Raw genomic sequence first — 22,914 nt, forward strand, 5'->3', positions numbered from 1 at the left:
CTTTTCTAATGGTTGTTGGGTAACTCCATTTTAACAGAGTGGGCGATTTTTTTGTGCTTTTTTGGCTTAAAAACAGAAAAAGCTGTCCTAAAGGTCATTTTTTATGACCTTTTGGGACAGCCCTGATTTGGACATAAATGTCCGCGACTGAAAGTCACATTCAAGACTAAAGTCTTCTCAAAGCCCCTGTGCTTAAGCACACTCCACATGACTAAACTCATTCCTCAATCTTGAAAATGTCGTCTCTCTTTTTACCAGATTGGTTCTCTATATAATTCCGTATTACCTCTTCCGTTACACTTCCTACGGTTGCACAAAAATAGCCTCTCGCCCATAAATGCTGCCCCCAAGAAAATTCTTCTTGAAGCAATCTTGATGATCTACCTTTCAAATACTGCATGATTTTACTTGGTGCCAAACTTGGAGGGCACGACAATAACAAATGAATATGGTCTTTCCCTACACTCCCTTCTGATTCAACACTGTTTAATTAGCGATCCGTAAAAGAGCTTTCACCGGAATTTCATGCCTTAGCTCATAATGCGGGATTACACAGAGCATGTCACGAAATGGGAACAGTTATGACAACGCTGTCATCAAAAACTTTTTCGGAATCATGAAGACGGAATTTCTTTACCTAAAAAAATTGAGAGTATCTCTCATTTCAAGCAATAACTGGAACAACATACCCATTACTACAACAACAAACGCATTAAAGCAAGATTAAAAGGCATGAATCCGGTACAATACCGTATCCACACCTTAGAAGCTGCGAATATCACAAAAAACACCGCAAACAACATGGAATACCTCATTTGCGATGCTGTCTTTTGTTCCATATTACTATGGAGAACATATTAAATCTATGGATTAATAAAACGTTGTTTAAAACCCTGCCGCATTTGCAGGCGAATTTGTTGGTACCCACTCCAAATGCTCCCACAAACGTTGCTTCACCTCAGCAAGAGATTCATCTAAAACTTTAAAGTAATAAATACGTTTGCCGGTAGAAGTATCCCACCAATCGTCTCCCTCTAACTGAAGCATTTCAATGTTATCAAGAGAACCGGCATAACCGTGTAGAGAAAGAAGATGACCAAATTGTAAATCAGTTCTCAAGTTATCCCCAATCGCATCCATTACACCTTGAAAGCGCGTAATACTAGAAAATGAAGTGGCTTTTTGAATGATCGCTTTAATGACTTGTTGTTGGCGCTGTCCACGTCCAAGATCCCCTTTTAAATCGGATTTCCGTTCGCGTGAGTATGCTAATGCATGTTCACCGTCTAATGTTGCTGGACCTTCTTTGAAGTGTAACGTCCGACCACCTTCTGTGAAGTCAAATGTGTATGTGACATCAACATCAATGCCTCCAAGTTCATCAACAACTCGTTCTAAGCCGGCAAAATTAATTAGCGCATGGTAATCAATGGGAATGCCTAGTAAGTTCTCGACTGTTTCAATGGTTGAATCAATGCCATCACCTTTGGCGCTCGCGTGGTTAATTTTGTCCATAATACCAAGTCCTGAAAGCTCTACATAAGAATCACGCGGGATACTTGTTAAAATAACTGAATGCGCGGATTTGTTAAATGTAGCAACAATAATGGAATCTGTTCGCGTATTTTCCATGTCCTCGCCTTCGCGGGCGTCACTGCCGAGTAACAATACCGAAAAGTTATCTTTATCAATATCAATAGGTTCTGCGCGCATGGCAGATTTGTCTCCGCGCTTAAGCTCATTGTAAGACCCGGCAGCAGTGTCTTGCAGTTGTTTGACAAAATAAACGATCCCGCCACCGAGCGCGAGAAAAGCGACAATAATTGTGATCAGGATGGTTTTTAAGATTTTTTTAGAGCGACGCTTCTTCCGTCGGTCATTCCGTGTATAATCGGTCATAAGATGTTCCTCCTACATTAAGAAAAAAATATTGTAAATGGGTAATGGGATAATAGACTCTAAGCATATGAAAAGCAATACCGTTTATTTGAACGGGCATCATTCGGTAGATTTAGCAAAGCATCCTCTACAACGGTGATGTTCAAATTCAAATTATAACACAAAATGATATGCGAAGGTAGCGTATGGATATGGTAAAAGATGTTACATGTTCTTTACGGAGAGGTTACGCTCGTAAAGTATGGATGTCGAATAATAGGAAAGTCAAGCGTGCATTTATAAATTTTATGTTGCAATTTGAAGGGCCGTCTTTTATACTTATTCTTAGTATCATTTTCAAAGTATCCCATAAACACACAATATATTTTTGTAAATTCATAACAAGTCTTTACGCTGTGTGTACTTAAGTGCGATGCATATGTAAATACATAGTTAATGAATGAACGGGATCTGTAGTTAAGTTGATGATGGAATAGAGGTGGAGCTGCCATGGAGGAGAACAAATTACTACGAATAGAGAACTTAAAAACGTCGTTTCGTATTAACGATCAATATTATGCGGCGGTTGATGATGTTACACTCGATGTACGTAAAAATGAAGTTCTCGGCATTGTAGGGGAGTCCGGTTCTGGAAAAAGCGCACTTGCTTTTTCGATTATGGGCTTGCACCCGAAACTGAATTCAAAGATTGAAGGTCACATTTATTACAAAGGTGACGACATTGCTGGTGCATCAGAGAGAAAGATGCAAAAACTTCGAGGTGGCGATCTCGGAATGATCTTTCAAGACCCGATGTCAGCGTTGAATCCGTTACACCGGGTGGGGGATCAAATTAGTGAAACACTCTACCTGCACACGAGCTTAAACCAGCATGAGCGGAAAAAAAAGGTTATCGATTTGTTGAATCAAGTCGGTATCCCGCGTCCTGAAACGGTTTATTCCCAGTATCCGCATGAGTTATCGGGGGGGATGCGGCAGCGTATTGTCATCGCGATTGCGATTGCCTGTGACCCAACGTTTTTAATTGCTGACGAACCGACAACAGCACTGGATGTCACGATCCAAGCGCAGATTTTGGATCTCATCAGGAAACTGAAAAATGAATTAGATAGCGGTATCATTTTGATTACGCATGACCTCGGGGTTGTGGCGGAGATGGCAGATCGTGTAGCTGTCATGTATGCGGGGCAAGTGGTGGAGATCGCACCAGTGAAGGAACTGTTTAAAAATCCGAAACATCCGTATACACGATCATTACTACGCTCGAATCCGACAATGAGTCAAGAGAAGTCTAAACTACATGTGATTCAAGGGGTTGTACCATCATTGGTGAACTTGCCACGTGAAGGGTGTCGTTTTAAATCACGAATTCCGTGGATAGATGAATCCGCGCATGAAGCACAACCAAAATTACATGAGGTTGTACCGGGACATTATGTGCGTTGTACATGTTATCAAACATTTGATTTTCCAGGAAAGAAAGAGGAGGAAATTGCAAATGGGATTTCTTAAAGTCCAAGACTTGAAAGTCCACTTTCCCATTAAAGCTGGTATTTTGAAACGAACGGTTGGACATGTCAAGGCAGTAGATGGCGTGACCATTGAGCTGGAGCAGGGAAAAACGTATGGGCTTGTTGGCGAGTCTGGTTCAGGGAAAAGTACGACTGGGCGTGCGATTATTGGTTTAAATGATATTACGTCCGGGAGAATCATTTTTGATGGCGTCGATATTACAGATAAGCGAAGTAGCAAAGGTGATATGCGACGTAATATTCAAATGGTGTTTCAAGACCCGTACTCTTCATTAAATCCAAAAAAGCGGATATTAGATATCATCGCAGAGCCGCTGCGCAATTTTGAAAAGATGACGAGAGACGAAGAATTTCGTGCGGTGGAAGAGTTGCTCAATATGGTAAATATTAGTAAGGATAGCATTTATAAATATCCACACGAGTTTTCTGGAGGACAAAAACAACGTATTGGTATTGCCCGAGCGATTGCACTGAAGCCGAAATTGGTCATTGCAGATGAGCCTGTTTCTGCACTAGATGTATCGGTGCAAGCACAAGTGTTGAATTTTATGCAAGATATTCAACGCGAGTTAAACTTAACGTATTTATTCATTAGTCATGATCTAGGTATTGTTCGCCATTTTTGTGATCATATCGGTATTATGTATAAAGGCCGGCTCGTTGAAGTTGGGAAAACAGAAGAGATCTTTATGAATCCGCAGCATATTTATACGAAAAGGTTATTGTCAGCGATCCCGGATATTAACCCGGAAAATAGAGAGCAACAACAGGCGCTTCGTAACCAAGTAAATCAAGAGTATCGCGAGCGAGCAAATGAGTATTTTGATCAAGAAGGACTTGCCTTTTCCTTAAAGCCAATTTCTCCAACGCATTTCGCCGCTGTACGGGAGAGAGGGTGAGCGTATGTGGAAATTTATTATTCGGCGTATGTTAATAGCGATTCCGCAATTGTTTGTGCTTAGTTTGCTTATTTTTTTTCTTGCGAGCTTAATGCCGGGTGATCCGTTTACTGGATTAATTGATCCAAGCATTACAGCTGAGCGTTTAGAGGAATTACGTGAGGCTCATGGGCTAAATGATCCATGGTATCAACAATACACACGGTGGATTGGGAATGCACTGCAAGGTGATTTTGGACAATCATTCCGCTTTAAAATGCCTGTTTCTGAGCTAATTGGTCAGCGGATGTTAAATACAGCTGGTCTAGGGATATTTACGCTAGTTTTTTCCTACTTGATTGCACTTCCGTTAGGGATCATCAGTGGTCGTTACAATGATTCATGGGCAGACAGAGTGATCTCAGGATATACGTATCTCGGTTTTGCGATTCCAAGCTTTATTTTTGGTCTTATCACATTGTTTGTTTTTGGATTTAACTTAGGTTGGTTTCCAACAGGGGGAAGTGTCACACCTGGATTAGAGCCAGGGACATTTTCTTACTTTATGAGCAAGATTCATCACATGCTTTTGCCAGCGATGTCACTAGCACTTATCACTGTTGTTAGTACTGTCCAATATTTGCGTAGCGAGATTATCGATACGAAGCACAAGGAGTTCATTCAAACTGCACGTGCTAAAGGGGCAAGTGAAAATCGTGTGTATAATCATCATATTTTCCGCAATTCACTCGTTCCTATTGCAGCTTTTTTAGGATATGAAATCGTTGGGGTACTTGGTGGAACAATCTTTATTGAAATGGTGTTCAGTTTTCCAGGAATCGGTAAACTGGTGATAGATTCTTTAACAAACCGAGACTACAGTGTGTTTAGTGCGCTGTTGCTGTTATCAGGATTTTTATCAATTGTTGGAACGATGCTTTCAGACATCATTTTAAGTATTGTTGACCCACGAATTCGTATTAAATAAGAAAGTGAGGACCGTCGTATGAAGCAGCAAAGCAATGCACAACCGCTAGGTGATGGCAAAATTGTTAAGTCGCCATCGGGAATGAAAATTGTTTTGAAAGAAATTGTTAGGGATAAGCTCGCTTTATTTTCACTTATTTTGTTTGGATTAATTGTAGCTTTTGTTTTCGGGGTTTCTCTTGTTTTGAAAGAGAGTGAGATTGTAACGGTTGATTTATTAGCCATTTTTGAACCGCCGTCTTCAGAGTTTTGGTTAGGGACTGATCATGGCGGACGTGATATATTTGGACAACTAATTATTGGTACGCGTAACTCATTGATTATGGCATTTGCTGTGACAATCATGTCCGGTATAATCGGATTAGTCTTTGGTTTAGTAGCCGGTTATTTCGGTGGGCACGTGGACAATGTATTTATGCGTATCGTTGACTTCTTTATGGTTTTGCCAACAACGTTGATTATTATCGCGTTTGTGGCGGTCGTACCTGGTTATACTCTCATTCAATTTTCGTTAATTATGACTGCTTTTTTATGGTTATCAATGGCGCGCTTAATTCGTTCAAAAGCATTGCAACAAAGTTCGCTTGAATATATTCATGCGGCTAGGACAGTAGGTACACCTCATTATAAGATCATTTTTAGTCATTTGTTACCTAACTTAAGCTCGATTGTTATTGTCAATTTCACTTTAAGTTTAGCTGCAAATGTAGGGATTGAGACAGGCTTATCATTCTTAGGGTTTGGGTTTCCGGAGTCAAAGCCAAGTTTAGGTACATTAATGAGTCATGCGACTAATCCACAAATTTTTGAGCTTCGCCCATGGGTATGGTTACCTGCGTCAATTCTAGTATTAGTATTGATGTTGTGTATAAATAATGTCGGTCAAGCGTTAAAACGTTCGACTGACGCAAAACAACGAAGAGGTTAAGGGGGAAAGAGAGTGATGAAAAAATTACTTAAAACGAAGTTTTTTGCTGTACCTGCGCTTGTTTGTGTACTGGCTTTAGCTGCTTGTGGTGGTGGAGATAGTAACGACGACAAGGATCGTGCTAATAAGGCAAAAAAAGAAGATGGCGTCTATACATTAGATGACTTTGAACAAACGAAAGCTGCCGAAGGTGAGGCAATCGGTGGCACTTTAAATGTCGGAATTTATGCACCGTCAGCCTTTGAAGGCGTATTTGATTGGCAGTTTTATGAGATGAGGTCTGACGCTGATATGATCGGCTGGTTTAGTGAATCGTTATTCCGCTTGGACGAAAACTTTTTGATGTCAGATGAAGGTGCTGCGACGATTGATGTTTCAGATGATAACAAAACATATACAATTACGATCAAGGATAACGTCAATTGGCACGACGGAGAACCTGTCAAAGCAGAGGATTATGTGTTTGCGCATGAAGTAATTGGGCATAAAGATTACGATGGTGTGCGTTATGATGCGACTTTCAAAAACATCGTTGGCATGGAAGAGTACCATGATGGGAAAGCGGACAATATTTCTGGTTTTGAGATTGTCGATGATAAAACTGTGAAGGTGACTTTTAAAGAAGCGAATCCATCTTTGATGAATAGTGGCCTTTGGTCATATGCGATGCCAAAACACTACTTTGAAGGTGTTGAGGTGAAAGATATGGCAAGTTCTGATCAAGTGCGCAAAAAACCACTTGGTTATGGACCATTTAAAGTGGAAAGTATCACTCCTGGTGAATCTGTGACGTTAGTGAAAAACGAAGACTATTGGCAAGGGGAGCCAAAAGTAGATAAAGTTGTTTTAAAGGCGCTGAATCCGAATGTCATGGCTGAATCACTACGTACAGGTGATGTTGATATGGTGAATCAGTTCCCGGTGGCTCAATTTGCCGATAATGCTGAGTTGGAAAATGTTGATTGGCTTGGTAATGTAAATAATGGTTACGTTTATACTGGTTTTAAGCTTGGTAAATGGGACAAAGAGAAAGGTGAAGTCGTACCTGATCCCGAAGCGACAATGGCTGATGTGAATTTACGAAAAGCGGTTCGTTTAGCGGTAGATTATGACGAACTTAGCAAGAAAATGTATAAAGGGGTACGTTTCCCGGCAAATACAGTCATTCCACCAACATTTTTGTTGTATCATGACGAATCAAACCCAGGATTTGCATATGATCCAGAAGAAGCGAAGAAAATCTTAGCGGATGCGGGTTATGAGGATAAAGATGGAGATGGGTTTGTGGAAACGCCTGAAGGTGAACCGTTAGAAATCACGTATGCAGCTCGTGCGGGGGATGCAACGGCTGAAGCGGTTGCAAAATTTGAGATGCAGTCATGGCGTGATATTGGTTTAGATGTGAATTTGCTAGAAGGGGCAGTAACAGATCCAACCGTGATGTATGACCGCATTCAAGAAGATGATCCAGCGATTGATATGTATACAGCTGGTTGGGGGTCTGGAACTGACATTGATCAATCAGGATTGTTTGGTAAAGATGCGATGTTTAACTATCCGCGTTATATCGATGATCGTATTGAAGAATTGCTTGCGGACGGGATGTCTGATGCGTCCTTTGATCCAGAGCACCGTGTTGAGGTGTACAATGAGTTCCAAGCTTACATTAATGAAGTGCTTCCAATCGCACCGACGCTATATGAATTGGCAGTTATTCCAGTAAATAAACGTGTAAGTGGTTATTCAGTTGACAATGCGAATTTTGAGTATGGTGATTCAATGAGGCACATGATTCAACTGAATGATGAGAAACCAGCTGTGGCGAAGTAAATAGTTGTGAGGAAGGTTTGTCCCTCTACTCTATCTAATGAATGATGTGATAGCGTAGAGGGATTTTTTAAAGGATATATGGATTATGCAATCAAAATAGCGTATTAAAAAAGCTCTCGAATTTTTTCGGGAGTTTCTTTGTCATGTTTATTAATTAAAAGAAAATCGAAACAAATATGAAACAAAAATAATATTAAAAATGTGTAGCATTCAAAGAAGACAATCATAAATGTGGATAGAAAAAGCTAAGGAATAAGGGGGTGAAGTAGAATGATTGGTCATTTAAACATGATACATGTGTATAAATGGTGTGAGCCAAGCGTAAATATGTGTTAAGATGAAAAATTTAAAAATTTAAGGGGGAGATTAGTTTTGAAGAAGCTGTCTATATTTAAATGGCTAGCAGTATCCACGCTTGTCGTGACAACAACATTGGCTGCGTGTGGAAATGATCGTAATACGTCTTCAAAACCGGGTCATGAGGGTAACCCAAAAGAACAAAAAACAATTCAACGAGAAGACGGGATTTATTCTGTCGATGATTTCGAATTAACAAAAGAAACAGAAGGAGACAATCTTGGTGGGACATTAAAAGTCGGAATTGTCGCATCTTCAGCTTTTGAAGGGACATTAGACTTCCAATTTTATGGTATTTCCACAGATGCCGATATTATTGAATGGTTTAATGAGTCGCTTTTTTATACCGATGAGGATTTTCAAGTGACAGAAGAAGGACCAGCAACGATTGAGGCATCAGAGGATAAAAAGACATATACGGTCACGATTAAAGAGAATGTTAATTGGCACGATGGAGAGCCAGTGAAAGCAGAGGATTTTGTGTTTGCGCATGAAGTAATTGGTCATAAAGATTATGATGGTCCTCGCTATGATGCATCATTCCAAAATATTGTTGGTATGGCAGAATATCATTCTGGTGAAGCAGATGAGATCTCAGGGTTTGAAATTATAGATGATAAGACTGTGAGGTTGACATTTAAAGAAGCGACCCCGTCGTTAATGAATGGTGGAATTTGGTTTTATGCAATGGCAAAACACTATTTTGAGGGTGTTGAGATAGCCGATATGTCAGCTTCTGATCAAGTTCGTGTGAAACCAATTGGATATGGTCCTTTCAAAGTAGAGTCTATTGAACCGGGTGAATCGGTGACGCTTGTTAAAAATGAGGATTATTGGCGAGGTGAGCCCAAAGTCGATCGTGTTGTGTTAAAAGTGGTGAACCCTGATGTAGTGGCTCAAGCATTGCGATCAGGGGAAATTGATATGGTGAATACATTTCCATCATCGCAATTTGCAGATAATGCGGACATGAATAACGTTGATTGGCTTGGACGCGTGGCACTTAGTTATTCGTATATTGGTTTTAATCTAGGTACGTGGAACGCAGAAGAAGGTCAGATCAACACAGATCCTGATGCAAAAATGGCAGATGTCTCCTTACGTAAGGCGGTGCGCTTAGCCGTTAATTATGAGGAACTGGGGGAAAAAATGTATAGTGGCTTAAGGTTCCCAGCTACAACTGTGTTACCACCTGCTTATCGACTTTTTCATGATGAATCGAACCCCGGTTTCTCGTATGATCCAGAAAAAGCAAAGCAAATTTTAGCGGATGCGGGTTATGAGGATAAAGACGGCGATGGCTTTGTTGAAACGCCAGAAGGTGAACCTTTAGAAATTATGTTTGCAGCTCGTCAAGGTGATGCGACAGCAGAAGCGGTGGCTAACTACGAGATGCAAGCGTGGAGGGACATTGGTTTGAATGTGCAGTTGCTTGATGGTGCATTGATGGAGGTGAATGCTTTCTATGATCGTATCCAAGAAGATGATCCAGCAATTGATATGTACACGGCAGGATGGAATGTAGGATCAGATGTTGACCCGTCAGGACTTTTTGGGGCAGAAGCGCAATTCAATTTCCCGCGGTATATTGATGATCGGATTGAGGAATTAATTACAGAAGGATTATCTGATAAAGCTTTCAACTTGGATTACCGGCGCGAAGTCTATAATAAGTTTCAGGCATATATTAATGAAGTATTGCCATTAGCGCCGACACTTTATAGCCTAGATGTTGAGCCAATTAACAAACGTGTGAGTGGGTATTCAATTGAACGAGGAAACAATGATTATGGATACCATACGATTCAATTGAATGCGGAAGAGCCAGTTGTGAATTAGGGGTCCTGATAAGAACTCCAGTTTCGGGATGGTTCATAGTCCCAAAACTGGAGTTACTTTTAGTTAATTAGGCATCATACAAGCTCGCTTTGGGTCACAATAGTGGTATCCTCCGTAGGTAACGTACCATGTATCATTATCTAAATGCTTATTTACTATTTTGAGTGTACCAATTCGACCGCCTTTGTTATAGCGGATCGTTTCTGGGGGTTTTTTTCCATAGTAAGTTTTCTTAACCCTAACATAAATCCCTTTAGAACTTTGAGTTGTTACCTCTCCTGCAGCTATACTTTCACCCTGTTTTACTTGTGTAGACATAGCCCCTGCTTCTGATGTGGTACCGGGAATGAGGAGAGCTATTGATAGAATTGATAGCGAAGTGATTTGTTTTACACGCTTCATTGTAAAAAACCTCCAGTTAGTATTTTTGATAAAGGTTGTTCCTATGTTTAAAGTAGGAAACTAAGTAACTACCTTTTCAGTTCAATTATAACGCATTGTGCCGGATTATGCAATCAGCTTCGGTGTTTTTGAATATTTGAGTACGATTTTTGAGTAATAATCATGTATGGCTAAACGTCATTGCTATGTTTGCTTTTTTTTGTTCTTTTAGCAGGAATCTCCTGCACGCGTGGCGAATACTTAGTGACATAAGCGACGCGTGTCGTTTGGAGGCTGATTCAGGCGATGTTCTTACTCACTCTCGGTAAATGCCAGCAATAACGCACTGTCAGCATCCGCAAGCAAATCACCAACACGAATAAAACATACTGCGCAATCGGATGACTGAAGCCGATACCGATGAGCAACCCTGCAAATAGTGCCCAACCTGCGTAAATGTCGGTATGAAGAACAAGAGGTTTTCGTCCAGCCAAAACATCGCGGAGCATGCCACCGCCAACGCCGGTGAGCACAGCAGCAATCATCATCGCGAAAATCGATTCATTTGCACTTTGGGCAAAGATCGCACCTTGAATGGCAAAGGCGGATAATCCGACGGCGTCAAAGAAAATGCCCCAGCGGTTCCAAAGCTGAAAGTAGCAGGACGGTAAGAGGACAAGCAATGTGATTAAGGCAAAGGTGAGTAAAAATAAAGGCGTTTGCGCCCAAAAGGCAGAGACAGGTATACCGACGACGAGATTCCGGATCATACCTCCACCGAAAGCAGTAATGAAACCGAGTGTGTAGACACCAAACAGGTCGTATTTCTCTTCAAAAGCAACAAGCGCGCCAGAGAGTGCAAATGCAAGTGTACCGATAATCGTAAAGATTTCCCACGTATTCAAAATAATTCCTCCGTTAGCATGATAAAAATGATATACAATGAATGAGTACTTTGATATAGCTGGCATGATGTAGACTAACGTATTTGGATTTTAGTTATGGCATTTCTTATGAGATAGAAAGGGGTATTGTGAAATGAGCAATATTATTGTAACAGGTTTTGAACCGTTTTTGCAGCACCAAGAAAATCCAACGGAGATGGTTGCGCGCAAACTAAATGGCAAAGTCGTTGGGGGTCATACCATTTGCGGTTATGTGTTACCAGTGAGCTATCAAGATGCGGCACAACAGTTGTTGAAGCTCGTCATAAGCAAGAAGCCATCTGTTGTGATGATGCTTGGTTTAGCAGGGGATAGGGATGTCATCACACCAGAGCGTGTCGCAATCAATGTGATGGATGGTGCTAAAGATAATGATGGGAGGCAGATGGTTGATCAGTCAATTGCGTCTGAAGGGCCGGCGGCTTATTTTTCGACATTGCCGATCAAGGAAATGGTAGAAAGGTTACAAGAAAAAAAGATTCCAGCACACATTTCCAATACGGCTGGAACGTACGTGTGTAATATGCTCATGTACCGGGTGTTACATTATCTGAACCTAGCGGGGTTCGCAAGCGATGTGAGGGCTGGTTTTGTTCACATCCCGTATGCAAGCAAGATGAAAGTGATAGATGATACGCCTTTTACAAATGACAAATTGGTTGAGGCAGTTCAAGAGATGCTCGCTGTCACAATCGATACCGAGACGATTCAGATGGGCGTTTCTAAATAAGAAGTGTCACCGTTTGCAATGACTGCTTGACCGTTTGTTACTGCGGTTACCCATTGATGGAAAGTATCTACTAAATGTTGTTCAACATACGTTTCAATCGTCACTTTGTCTGTATACGACACGGTTTTAATAATGTAAGGGGAGGTGTGTAGTTCATTTTCAAGTTTGCCAAGCCAGGTGTAGTTGACAGTGGTATGGACAACTTGAACTCGGGTGCGTTTGACGATCCCAATAGATTCAAGCCCGGTACTGACAGCACGACCATATGCCCGGATTAATCCGCCAGCGCCTAATTTGATCCCACCGAAATAGCGGGTGACGACAACACATGTATCCTTTAACCCGCGTTTCTTTAATACTTCAAGCATGGGAACACCTGCTGTACCGCTTGGTTCGCCATCGTCGTTTGCTTTTTGAATCGTATCGTTTTCGCCAATCAAGTAAGCAGCGCAATTGTGGGCAGCATGCCAATGTTCTTTTTTGATACTTAAAATAAAGTTGGTTGCATCTTGCTCGGTTTCAGTTCTTTTAAAGTGAGCAATGAAGCGCGATTTTTGAACGACCATCTCGTATTCTCCTGTTTGTTTAATGGTCAAGTATTGTTGTAACATAGGCTGCTCCTCATATTTCCTTTGTTTTTTGTCAGTTTTTAACGGGGTGATGTAGTATAATCAGTTTATAGGGACAGGAATTTGTTTTAAGTAAGGTTTGCAGGGGATAGGGAATGTTTGATAAACTGAATAAGTATAGGTCTTACTATTCTACCACGATTGTTTCTGATGTGAAATCATTTTCCAAAGAAGATGCAAGGTGTTGTAAAAAGAACAACCTGCAAAATGTATGGCGACAGGATCGTGCGCAATGTTCGGTTTTTCTCTAAATCTGTGAAAGGCGGGTGAAATGGATGAAAGCGAATGAAGCAATGTGTGACAAGATAATGGAACAAGTCCGAGATGATGTGCAAGGAGCGCAGGAGAAAATAAAGACGATGGATGCGTGTGCACGCGAGGAATATCACGCGATTGTGCAAGCGAAGTCATGTGCCCAGGACGCAATTGCCGCAAGTCACGATGAAGAGATATCATGCGAAGATCAATCTGTTGATGCTTTCATGAGGAGACAAGAGAACGACAAGGACATGGACATGGAGGGACGCCTGCTAGTGCTGCAACAGACAATGATGAAGACGACGCGTTACTCTGAGCAATTAACGCGGGCTGGAGACGCTTTGGCAGGTGTAGAACAACATTCAAGTGATCGGGCAATCCAGGCAAGAGCTGTTGCTGTTCGTGAAGAAGAGCGATTGCGATTAGCAAGAGATATGCACGATGGTCCAGCACAGTTGATGACACAAGTCATGTTACATACAGATTATATTCCATTTGTTTACGAAAAAGAAGGATTACATGCGGCGCTAGACGAGCTTCACATGTTGCGTGAGTATGTGAGGGCGTTATCTGAAGATGTAAGACGCGTTGTGGCTGACTTAAGACCAGCAGATATGAGTGACAAAGGGATTGTCGAAACATTGCGTGTCTATATCGAAGGCATAGAAGAACAAATGGTTAAAGGAAGCATTGTTTTTGAATCGATGGGTGAAGCAGAGGGCTTGTCGTTAGATATGCAAATTGCCTTGTTTCGCTTGGTTCAGGAATCCCTGCATAATGTGAAGAAGCATGCTGAGGCCGATAAGGTAACTGTCACGTTAGAAATGAAAGCGCATGAGATTGTATTACAAGTGGTTGATAACGGGAAAGGATTTGATCCAACACAACGTAAGGCCACTTCATTTGGTTTAGTTGGGATGAAAGAACGAGTAGATGCACTTGGTGGTGTCATTGACATTGATTCGGGCATCGGTCATGGGACGAGTGTAACCATTTTTGTACCGAGAGACTGTAGTCAGACCTTAGAGGAAGCATGAGTTGTACAAGGGGGAATCGCACGAGTGAAAACAGAAGAAAGACATAAAATACGTATCGCAATGATTGACGATCATCCTTTATTTCGTGCAGGAGTAAAGCAAATTTTATCTATGGAAGAAAATTTCGAAGTTGTGGCAGAAGGAGAAGACGGGTCTGAGGCAGTTGATCTCATGCGGCAGTACCAGCCGGACATTATTCTCATGGATATGCAAATGCCAAAGGTGAATGGTATCGAAGCAACAGAGACATTGCTGCAGTCATTTCCTAACGCTAAGGTGTTAATTTTATCTATTTATGAAGAGGAAACATATGTCTCTTCTGTGTTGCGTGCCGGTGCTGTAGGTTATTTGTTAAAAGAAATGAAAGCAACAAAATTAATTGAAGCGATTAAAATGACGGCGGCAGGGGGCATGTATATTCATCCGAAAGTGGCACCTTACGTTTTAAAAGAGTACCGAGATTTATGGCAAAAACAACAAGCGCAACAAGCTGCAACTGCTTACCAAGTGGTTGAATATTGTCGTCCCTTACATTTGTTGACAGTAAGAGAGTGTGAAATATTGCAATTACTCGTTGACGGAGAAAATAATAAAGGAATGGCTGAATCGCTCTACATTAGTGAGAAGACGGTCAAAAACCACATTAGTCGTATTTTACGAAAATTGAAAGTGAAAGATCGTACACAAGCTGTTGTAGAGGCCATGAAGCGTGGTTATGTGCTTGTGCGTGATGATTGATGCGTTTCGTTGTCAAATTGTGCTTTTTTCCAGTAACAAAGAAAATCAACCAAGAAATTTGCTGATATTTCTCGGGAAATAAATGATTTAAGCGATTTCCCTTGATTATCGGCGCACTTTCCGCTACATTTAGGAAGACTGATGTAGGAGGAATAGTAAATGGTGAAAACAGCAATTGTTACAGATACAACCGCTTTTTTGGATCAAGACATGATTAAGACGTTCAATGTGTATGAGGTTCCTTTGTCTGTCATTTTTGACGGAAAAGCATACCGTGAAGGGATTGATATGACAGCGGCTGCTTTCTATGAAAAATTAGAGACGGAGCAAGCATTGCCAACGACTTCGCAGCCGCCTGTAGGTGCATTTGTATCTTTATTTGAGCAACTTAAGGAAGATGGGTATACAGATGTTGTTTCCGTTCATTTGTCATCTAAAATTAGTGGGACTTATCAAACCGCCATGTCCGCGGCTCGTATGGTTGAAGGGCTAACAGTGCATGGATTTGATTCAGAAATTAGTTCTGCGCCCCAAGCGTTTTTCGTACAAACCGCAGCAGAAATGGTGCGGGATGGGGCTGATGCGACACATATTATCGCTACGTTACAACAATTAAAAGAGAAGGCCTGCGCTTATTTTATGGTCGATGATTTAAATCATTTGCGTCGTGGTGGGCGATTAAGTGGTGCGCAAGCATTAATTGGTGGTTTATTACAAATCAAGCCGATCTTACATTTTGAGGATGGTACCATTGTGCCATTTGAAAAGGTACGAACAGAAAAAAAAGCGTTAAATCGCATTTTATCGATGTTGTACGCTGATATTGATGCAGGTAAAGTGACGCGTGTAGCTGTTATTCATGCAAACCGCCCTGATCGGGCTGAGGCATTGAAGCAGGAGATCGAAGCGTATAATAAAACACTCGAAATACGTACAGGCTATTTTAGTCCGGTCATTGGCACGCATCTTGGAGTGGGCAGTTTAGGAATTGGTTGGCACTAATTTACGTTTAAATGATGTACACTATTTTTTGAAACGTGGGGGTGGCGTTATGACTAATCAGGCGATCCGTCAATGTTTAGCGGGTCGACAATTGTTAGAAACAGAAGTGCCATTCCCTAAAGAAGTGCTGCATCGTTCTCTTCATGTGAATCACCAACCAGCGTTGCAAAGTGAATTTGGCCACTGGCATTGTCGTCGGTGTGGCAATGATGAGCAGGCCCTTTTTTATACACATGAATGTGCGCGTTGTAAACAGCAATGCACATATTGTCGCTATTGTATTCGGCTCGGAAAAGCGTCCTCGTGTACGCTTTTATATACGTGGGTAGGGGCATTGTTCTCTTACCGTCCGCTATTTTCGGCGTGTGCGTGGCGTGGGACGCTCACGTCTGCACAAGCTGTAGCTGCAAAGGCATTGGTACGCGCGGTAGAACAAGCGCATGTACATCTACTTTGGGCAGTATGTGGGGCGGGGAAGACAGAAGTATTGTATCCTGCGTTAGCGCGTAGTTTTGCACTTGGTTATCGTGTTGCGATTGTCGCACCAAGAATAGATGTAATAAAAGAGTTAGCACCGCGTTTATATGAGGCGTTCCCGAAAGTATCTCAAAGTGTATGGTATGCAGGTAGCCGGAAACAACCGTTACACGCACAACTTGTACTTGCGACAACGCACCAACTGATGCGTTATCAACATGCATTTGATGTGGTGATTGTTGATGAGGTGGACGCATTTCCTTACGCTTACGATGAGCGTTTGCAGCGCGCGGTTGAGCGTGCGCGCAAAAATGTAAGCGCATTCATATTGCTTAGTGCGACCCCTTCTAGGCAAATTCAGAAACAGTATCGCTTTCATCAAACAAAAATTTCGAGAAGGTTCCATGGCCATGATTTACCTCTCCCTTCTCTGCAATGGTGTGGACATTGGCGAAAGGATTTGCAACAAGGGAAGTTGCCGAAGAAAGTGCGCGCGTGGATGATGTCACACCGAATAAAGCCAAAAATGATTTTTGTTCCCTCAGTCCACATTTTGGAACAATTGTCAATCAGTTTAAAACGTGCTGACATGGCACACGTTGCCGTTCATGCTCAGTCGCAGGCAAGACATACAGATGTAGCATTGTATCGACGTGGTGAAGTTGATTGCATTGTGACGACAACAATTTTAGAGAGAGGAATTACAATCAAAGGCTTGCAAGTCGCTGTACTAGGCGCGGAGGATCATATTTTCACTGAAGCAGCACTTGTACAAATAAGCGGTCGAGTGGGGCGGAATCAGGCTGAACCAACAGGGGACATTGTATTCTTTCATCACGGTAAGACAAAAGCAATGAAGAAAGCGATTGCGCACATTGTATCGATGAACGAGGAGGAATGAGTGTGAGGCGGTGTATCATTTGTCATGTTTCATTTCGGACAGCGATGTCGTTTCGAATGCTCATGGATCCAGGAGAAGAGAAGATGTGTGAGCAATGTTACGAAAAATTAGAAGCGATAGAGGGGAGCGGATGCCAGCGTTGTGGGAGTAAGGTTGTTCATGAGAAGCAAGAGATTTGCTATGATTGTGTGCGCTGGTCAAAAATGCTTGAAGGCGATGTGTTGGAACGCAATTATTCGTTGTTTTATTATAATGATTTCTTAAAGGGGATATTAGCAGATTACAAGTATCGAGGAGATGTTGCTTTACATGAATGTTTTGTAGCGGTTATGCGGCGGGCATACCGTAAAACATTTGCTCACTGTATACCTGTAGCGATCCCGCTTTCTCCAGAAAGACTCAAGGAGAGGGGGTTTAACCAGGCTGCATTGCTTGCTAGAAATTGGGCAGGTCGTGTCACTTGGTTACAGCGGGCAACAAGCGACTCAGGAAAACAAAGTAAAAAAACGCGCCGGCAGCGGATCGCGCTCATAAAAGAAAACCCTTTTAAACTTGCATCAGATGTTGAGCCTGCTTATTTCTCAGGAAAAAGTGTTGTCATTATGGATGATATTTATACAACTGGAACAACGGTGAGACAAGCGGCGCGCGTTCTGATCAAGTATGGCGCACAATCCGTGTCATCTTTGACAATCGCGCGTTCCTGAGTCATGCGTAATTACGGGGAGCGTGTGTCTAATTGTGGCGGCGTATCTAGCTTAAGAAGCGTATATTCTTTGCTGATGGTTTCGATGCCCTTTGTTGTCGGCGCTGTAAGTTCACAAAAGATGTAAACTTGTTCGACGAGCAGTGATGATTCATTAATAAATAACATGTAATGCAGCTGACTAAACTGGTACGATGCTTCTTTTTCTCTGTCCGATTGTTGATTCGCCATATCGTCTGGTAAAATGAAGGTGTCCGCAACTGCCTGTTGTTGCGTCTCATCTGCCTTTACGGATAGCACATACATATCTTCTTGTTGCTCAAAAATAACATGATCGATAAACGTTTTGAACACTTCAAGGTGATCAACTGGTGCAAAATGGATGATGGATGTGTCTTGAAAGGTCGATAGACGAGGTGATTCCTCTGACCAATCTCCGTTATTTAATACAAATGCAGATGTGTCAGTCTTCCAGATGGAGAAATCTTCACTCTGGCTGTCAGAAACAGATGGATCCCAGTCCTTTATGTGTTTGAATTCACTATACCACGCATCTTGATTTGATACATATTGGGATGTCCCTTCTGTAACAGTAGTGTTTACTGTCGAGTAAGTATCTGTTTGGAGGAGGTGCGACAGGGTATCAATTTGTTTGCTTTTAAAACCAAACACTTTTTGATGATTGTGTGTTTCGATGGATTGTTGGAGCAATGTGTCCACATCCAAGTGTTCATTATCTGTATATGTCTGTACGTTCGGTGTCTCTTTCATTGAAAAAGAGCAACCACTTAACAGGAAAAGTAATAAAAGGCTATAGGTACGTAAATGCGAAAACAAAGGCGAACCCCCCTTCTGGAGAAATAACATGCAAAAAACATTACAATTGTATTACATTTGACATCTATTGTAACAAAAGTTATGGATTAATGGAATAGGGAAAATGTACTAGTGATCGTTGGAGAGAAAAAGAGAAAAATATTGCACTAATCTTTCGTCAATATTTTCGAAGTATGATTGAGAAAAAAGCTTGATAAATCAGTACTTTGATACATTGAGCAAAGAAAAAGTATCACAGATCGCTAGAATTAGACATGGATTTATGATGCAGATTTAAAATAAATGGTTTGACTTTACTCCACTTCACTGATATAGTTGAAGATGTGGTAAAGCACCACAATGAAATTTTCAGTAACGAAGGGAATGTGAAGCATGCAAGGAAAAGTAAAATGGTTTAATGCAGAAAAAGGTTTCGGTTTTATCGAGCGCGAAGATGGCGACGATGTATTCGTACATTTCTCAGCGATCAACTCTGAAGGCTTTAAAACACTTGATGAAGGTCAAGATGTAGAATTTGAAATCGTTGAAGGCGCGCGTGGACCGCAAGCTGCAAACGTAATGAAGCTTTAATTCACATTCCTGTACGGATATGAATGATAGCTAATGAACAGCCCACTTCACATCGAGGTGGGCTTTTGTCATATTTTGTACACATTTACGTTTGTTTTCTGGTAGGAATACATATGGGGTTTGGCGAAATAGTATGTGTAAGAAAGAAAGGGGAGAGTTGACATGAATTTTAACATTCGTGGAGAGAACATTGAGGTAACAGCTCCGATTCGTGCATATGTCGAAAAGAAGGTGAGTAAGCTTAGCCGCTATTTTGCGACGATGCCTGTTGCTGATGTTCATGTGAAATTGCAGCTCTTAGGTAACAACGAGGCAAGTGTAGAGGTGACGATTCCAATGTCTAAATTGCTTTTACGAGCGGAAGAGACACACTCAGATATGTATGCAGCAATCGATTTAGTTGTAGAGAAGTTAGAGCGACAAATCCGTAAGTATAAAACGAAGGTAAACCGCAAGTTCCGTCAAGAAGGTAGTTTGAAATATATGTTTGTCAATGAGCTAGAGCCGTTACAACAAGAACAGATCATAGATGATGAAGGTGCATTAGAGGAACCAGAGGTCGTGCGGACAAAGCGATTTAGTTTGAAGCCAATGGATGCAGAAGAAGCCATTTTGCAGATGGATATGTTGGGTCATAATTTCTTTGTCTATGCGGATGCAGATAGCGGGCGGACAAATGTGGTATATCGGCGCAAGGATGGAAAATACGGTTTAATTGAAGCGGTATAGTATTTTCAATTAGGAAAGACGTTTCTAGAATATAACAAGGCGTACGGATAATCGTGCGCCTCTTTATTTGTTACCACTTGTCTAAATTGTAAGTGACAGTGTAAACTGGTATGATAAAGAGAGAAACATGGCGATGAGCGAGTGTTGTTTATGCTACTGTCAAGAAGGGAAAGATGTTGATGCTTGGGTTACTGAAAAAAGTCGTAGGAGATCCTGCGCAAAAGCAGTTGAAGAAAAATGAGAAGGTTGTAGACAAAATTGAAGCGTTAGCCGATGAGACAAAACAATTATCCGACACACAGTTACGTCAAAAAACGGAACAGTTCAAAGCGGAATTAAAAGAAGGAAGTACATTAGACGACATCGTTGTGCCAGCACTTGCGGTTGTGCGTGAAGCAGCCGGTCGGGTGCTCAACGAATATCCATATCGCGTACAATTACTCGGTGCATTGGCACTTCATCAAGGCAATATTGCGGAAATGAAAACAGGTGAAGGGAAGACACTTGTTGGAACGATTGCAATGTATGTACAAGCGCTTGCGGGGAAAGGGGTACACATTGTAACGGTCAATGATTATTTGGCGCGCCGTGACCTTGAAAATTACGGTCGAATTTTTCAGTTTCTTGGTTTGACAGTAGGTTTAAATGAGAGCGGTTTGTCAAGAGAAGAAAAGCAAGCAGCGTACCAAGCTGATGTCACGTACAGTACAAACAATGAATTAGGGTTTGATTATTTGCGTGATAATATGGTGTTGTATAAAGAGGAAATGGTTCAACGTCCGCTCTATTTTGCTTTAATTGATGAAGTGGACTCGATTTTAATTGATGAAGCGCGGACGCCACTTATTATTTCGGGTTCCGTTGAACGAAAAACGAAATTATACGGTCAAGCGGATACATTCGTTCGGGCATTGAAAAAAGATGTGGATTACACGTATGACGTGAAGACGAAAAATGTACAGCTAACCGATGAAGGGGTTAACAAGGCAGAGCGCGCGTTCCAAATTGATAACTTATATGATCAAAAGCACGTACAATTGAATCATCATATTGGACAATCATTAAAGGCGCATGTAGCGATGGCCCGTGATGCCGACTATGTTGTCGATGAAGGTGAAGTGGTCATTGTTGACCAATTCACAGGACGATTAATGAAAGGGCGACGCTATAGTGATGGCTTGCATCAAGCGTTAGAGGCGAAAGAAGGTTTACAAGTACAGCGTGAGAGCATGACGCTCGCATCGGTGACGTTCCAAAACTATTTCCGTTTGTATGCAAACTTGGCAGGAATGACTGGTACGGCGAAGACAGAGGAAGAAGAGTTTCGCAATATTTATGGGATGGACGTGATGGTTGTCCCAACGAATAAACCGATTGCGCGGATTGACAAACCAGATTTGATTTATAAGTCGATGCAAGCGAAATTTGAAGCTGTTGTCGCCGAGATAGAGGCGCTTCATAAAAGTGGACGACCTGTACTCGTTGGAACGGTTAATGTGGATACCTCAGAGCTTGTCGCGAAAATGTTGCATAAAAAGCGGATTCCGCATCATGTGTTAAATGCGAAGAACCATGAGCGTGAAGCAGAGATCATTGAAAATGCGGGTCAAAAAGGCGCAGTGACGATTGCCACAAATATGGCTGGTCGAGGAACAGACATTAAGCTCGGTGATGGTGTGAAAGCGCTCGGTGGCTTACATGTTCTTGGGACAGAACGGCATGAGAGTCGCCGGATTGATAATCAGTTGCGAGGTCGGTCAGGACGTCAAGGCGATGAAGGTTCTTCCCAATTTTATTTGTCAATGGAAGATGAATTAATGCGGCGCTTCGGTTCGGATAATATGAAAACAATGATGGATCGACTTGGTATGGAAGAAGACCAGCCAATTGAATCGAAGCTTGTTTCAAGAGCTGTTGAGACAGCGCAGAAACGTGTTGAAGGCAATAACTATGATGCGCGTAAACAAGTTTTGCAATATGATGATGTTATGCGTGAGCAGCGCGAAATCATTTATAAACAACGGATGGAAGTCATTGAGTCTGATAATTTACGTGAAGTCATTTTAACGATGCAAAAGGCAGTTGTCGAACGTGTTGTGACCACACATACGCCTGAAGCAGAACTGGAAGAAGAATGGGATCTTGCAGCGATTGTTTCGTATATGAACGGGCAATTATTAAGTGAGAATGCGATGACGGAACAACAACTCAAAGGAAAAGACCAAGAAGAAATGATAGCATTTGTTTATGAGCAAGTGAAACAAGCGTATGAACAGAAAGAAGTAGACGTGTCACCGGCGCATATGCGTGAGTTTGAAAAAGTCATTTTGCTGCGGACAGTCGATCGTAAGTGGATGAACCACATTGACCAAATGGATCAGTTGCGACAGGGGATTCACTTACGTGCGTACGGTCAAAACGACCCATTGCGTGAGTATCGTTTTGAAGGATTTAGCATGTTTGAAGCGATGATTGCAGAAATTGAAGAAGAAGTTTCCATGTATGTCATGAAAGCACAAGTACAGCAAAATCTCGAACGTCAAGAAGTAGCAGAAGGAAAAGCGATGCAGCAGTCTACAACGACAGAGGCAGATCAAAAGCCAAAACGAAAGCCGATCCGTAAAAGTGAAGTTGCAGGACGAAATGATGCTTGTGTATGTGGAAGCGGAAAAAAATATAAAAATTGCTGCGGGAAAAATTAAGTTTTCCTGCAAGCGTGGGGTGA

The 22,914-nt window shown here is 41.7% G+C and carries 20 protein-coding genes and 2 pseudogenes; 16 read left to right on the top strand and 6 right to left on the bottom strand.

Annotated features, from left to right (window positions below; genetic code table 11):
- Positions 1–217: 217 nt before the first annotated feature.
- Positions 218–472, bottom strand: a pseudogene (tnpA, locus tag BLT29_RS02770) (IS200/IS605 family transposase); the annotation flags it as partial.
- A gap of 75 nt (positions 473–547) precedes the next feature.
- Between tnpA and BLT29_RS02775 the strand changes: the two are divergent.
- Positions 548–774 (top strand): annotated as a pseudogene (locus BLT29_RS02775) (IS3 family transposase); the annotation flags it as partial.
- Between the two features lie 111 nt (positions 775–885).
- Here BLT29_RS02775 and BLT29_RS02780 read toward each other — a convergent pair.
- Positions 886–1,899 (bottom strand): LCP family protein, encoded by a 1,014-nt coding sequence (locus BLT29_RS02780; RefSeq protein ID WP_090774795.1) that lies wholly within the window; start codon positions 1,897–1,899, stop codon positions 886–888.
- A gap of 489 nt (positions 1,900–2,388) precedes the next feature.
- Here BLT29_RS02780 and BLT29_RS02785 point away from each other — a divergent pair, with 489 nt between their 5' ends.
- From BLT29_RS02785 to BLT29_RS02810, 6 genes are all read left to right on the top strand, one after another.
- Entirely contained in the window at positions 2,389–3,411 is a 1,023-nt protein-coding gene (locus BLT29_RS02785) for an ABC transporter ATP-binding protein (RefSeq protein ID WP_090774796.1), read from the top strand.
- Entirely contained in the window at positions 3,398–4,330 is a 933-nt protein-coding gene (locus BLT29_RS02790; RefSeq protein ID WP_090774797.1) for an ABC transporter ATP-binding protein, read from the top strand. Before BLT29_RS02785 ends, BLT29_RS02790 begins: the two co-directional genes overlap by 14 nt.
- 4 nt (positions 4,331–4,334) lie before the next feature.
- Entirely contained in the window at positions 4,335–5,297 is a 963-nt protein-coding gene (gene opp4B, locus BLT29_RS02795) for an oligopeptide ABC transporter permease (protein ID WP_090774798.1), read from the top strand.
- 18 nt (positions 5,298–5,315) lie between these two features.
- On the top strand, positions 5,316–6,224 hold the full coding sequence (locus BLT29_RS02800; protein WP_090774799.1) for an ABC transporter permease: 909 nt from the start codon (positions 5,316–5,318) through the stop codon (positions 6,222–6,224).
- Positions 6,225–6,239: 15 nt separating this feature from the next.
- A complete protein-coding gene (locus BLT29_RS02805; RefSeq protein ID WP_090774866.1) occupies positions 6,240–8,054 on the top strand; it encodes an oligopeptide ABC transporter substrate-binding protein in 1,815 nt (604 codons plus the stop codon).
- 372 nt (positions 8,055–8,426) lie between these two features.
- The gene (locus BLT29_RS02810; protein ID WP_245701012.1) at positions 8,427–10,250 is read left to right on the top strand and encodes an oligopeptide ABC transporter substrate-binding protein; all 1,824 of its coding nucleotides are present in this window, start codon (positions 8,427–8,429) and stop codon (positions 10,248–10,250) included.
- A 63-nt stretch (positions 10,251–10,313) separates the two neighbouring features.
- On the opposite strand, the gene BLT29_RS02815 is transcribed toward BLT29_RS02810, so the two are convergent.
- Both BLT29_RS02815 and BLT29_RS02820 read right to left on the bottom strand, forming a co-directional pair.
- Positions 10,314–10,652, bottom strand: a complete 339-nt coding sequence (locus BLT29_RS02815; RefSeq protein ID WP_090774800.1) for a hypothetical protein — start codon at positions 10,650–10,652, stop codon at positions 10,314–10,316.
- Positions 10,653–10,930: 278 nt separating this feature from the next.
- Complete coding sequence (locus tag BLT29_RS02820) at positions 10,931–11,536, bottom strand: trimeric intracellular cation channel family protein (RefSeq protein WP_245701014.1); 606 nt, start codon at positions 11,534–11,536, stop codon at positions 10,931–10,933.
- A gap of 133 nt (positions 11,537–11,669) precedes the next feature.
- Here BLT29_RS02820 and BLT29_RS02825 point away from each other — a divergent pair, with 133 nt between their 5' ends.
- Positions 11,670–12,305, top strand: coding sequence for a pyroglutamyl-peptidase I (locus BLT29_RS02825; RefSeq protein WP_090774802.1), 636 nt, complete (start codon positions 11,670–11,672; stop codon positions 12,303–12,305).
- On the opposite strand, the gene BLT29_RS02830 is transcribed toward BLT29_RS02825, so the two are convergent.
- Positions 12,284–12,916: a YigZ family protein gene (locus BLT29_RS02830; protein ID WP_090774803.1), complete on the bottom strand. Its 633-nt coding sequence runs from the start codon at positions 12,914–12,916 to the stop codon at positions 12,284–12,286. The two genes, BLT29_RS02825 and BLT29_RS02830, sit on opposite strands and share 22 nt — an antisense overlap.
- A gap of 293 nt (positions 12,917–13,209) precedes the next feature.
- Here BLT29_RS02830 and BLT29_RS02835 point away from each other — a divergent pair, with 293 nt between their 5' ends.
- The 5 genes from BLT29_RS02835 to BLT29_RS02855 all read left to right on the top strand — a co-directional run bounded on the left by BLT29_RS02835 (position 13,210) and on the right by BLT29_RS02855 (position 18,054).
- The gene (locus BLT29_RS02835) at positions 13,210–14,229 is read left to right on the top strand and encodes a sensor histidine kinase (RefSeq protein WP_090774804.1); all 1,020 of its coding nucleotides are present in this window, start codon (positions 13,210–13,212) and stop codon (positions 14,227–14,229) included.
- Between the two features lie 24 nt (positions 14,230–14,253).
- Entirely contained in the window at positions 14,254–14,967 is a 714-nt protein-coding gene (locus BLT29_RS02840; RefSeq protein WP_437182617.1) for a response regulator, read from the top strand.
- A 159-nt stretch (positions 14,968–15,126) separates the two neighbouring features.
- Entirely contained in the window at positions 15,127–15,969 is an 843-nt protein-coding gene (locus BLT29_RS02845) for a DegV family protein (protein WP_176763768.1), read from the top strand.
- Positions 15,970–16,018: 49 nt separating this feature from the next.
- Complete coding sequence (locus BLT29_RS02850) at positions 16,019–17,347, top strand: ATP-dependent helicase ComFA (protein ID WP_090774805.1); 1,329 nt, start codon at positions 16,019–16,021, stop codon at positions 17,345–17,347.
- Positions 17,348–17,349: 2 nt separating this feature from the next.
- On the top strand, positions 17,350–18,054 hold the full coding sequence (locus BLT29_RS02855; RefSeq protein WP_176763769.1) for a ComFC family protein: 705 nt from the start codon (positions 17,350–17,352) through the stop codon (positions 18,052–18,054).
- 11 nt (positions 18,055–18,065) lie between these two features.
- Here the strand turns inward: BLT29_RS02855 and BLT29_RS02860 are convergent, their stop codons facing one another.
- Entirely contained in the window at positions 18,066–18,890 is an 825-nt protein-coding gene (locus BLT29_RS02860) for a DUF6612 family protein (protein WP_090774807.1), read from the bottom strand.
- A 372-nt stretch (positions 18,891–19,262) separates the two neighbouring features.
- On the opposite strand from BLT29_RS02860, the gene BLT29_RS02865 reads away from it, so the two are divergent.
- From BLT29_RS02865 to secA, 3 genes are all read left to right on the top strand, one after another.
- A complete protein-coding gene (locus BLT29_RS02865) occupies positions 19,263–19,460 on the top strand; it encodes a cold shock domain-containing protein (protein ID WP_090774808.1) in 198 nt (65 codons plus the stop codon).
- Positions 19,461–19,622: 162 nt separating this feature from the next.
- Positions 19,623–20,189, top strand: a complete 567-nt coding sequence (gene hpf / locus BLT29_RS02870) for a ribosome hibernation-promoting factor, HPF/YfiA family (protein WP_090774809.1) — start codon at positions 19,623–19,625, stop codon at positions 20,187–20,189.
- Positions 20,190–20,368: 179 nt separating this feature from the next.
- Positions 20,369–22,891 carry a preprotein translocase subunit SecA gene (secA, locus tag BLT29_RS02875; RefSeq protein WP_090774870.1) on the top strand — a complete coding sequence of 841 codons (2,523 nt, stop codon included), beginning with the start codon at positions 20,369–20,371 and terminating at the stop codon, positions 22,889–22,891.
- Positions 22,892–22,914 lie beyond the last annotated feature (23 nt).

The organism is Shouchella lonarensis, from assembly GCF_900096965.1.
GTDB classification, from domain to species: Bacteria; Bacillota; Bacilli; order Bacillales; family Bacillaceae_D; genus Shouchella; species Shouchella lonarensis.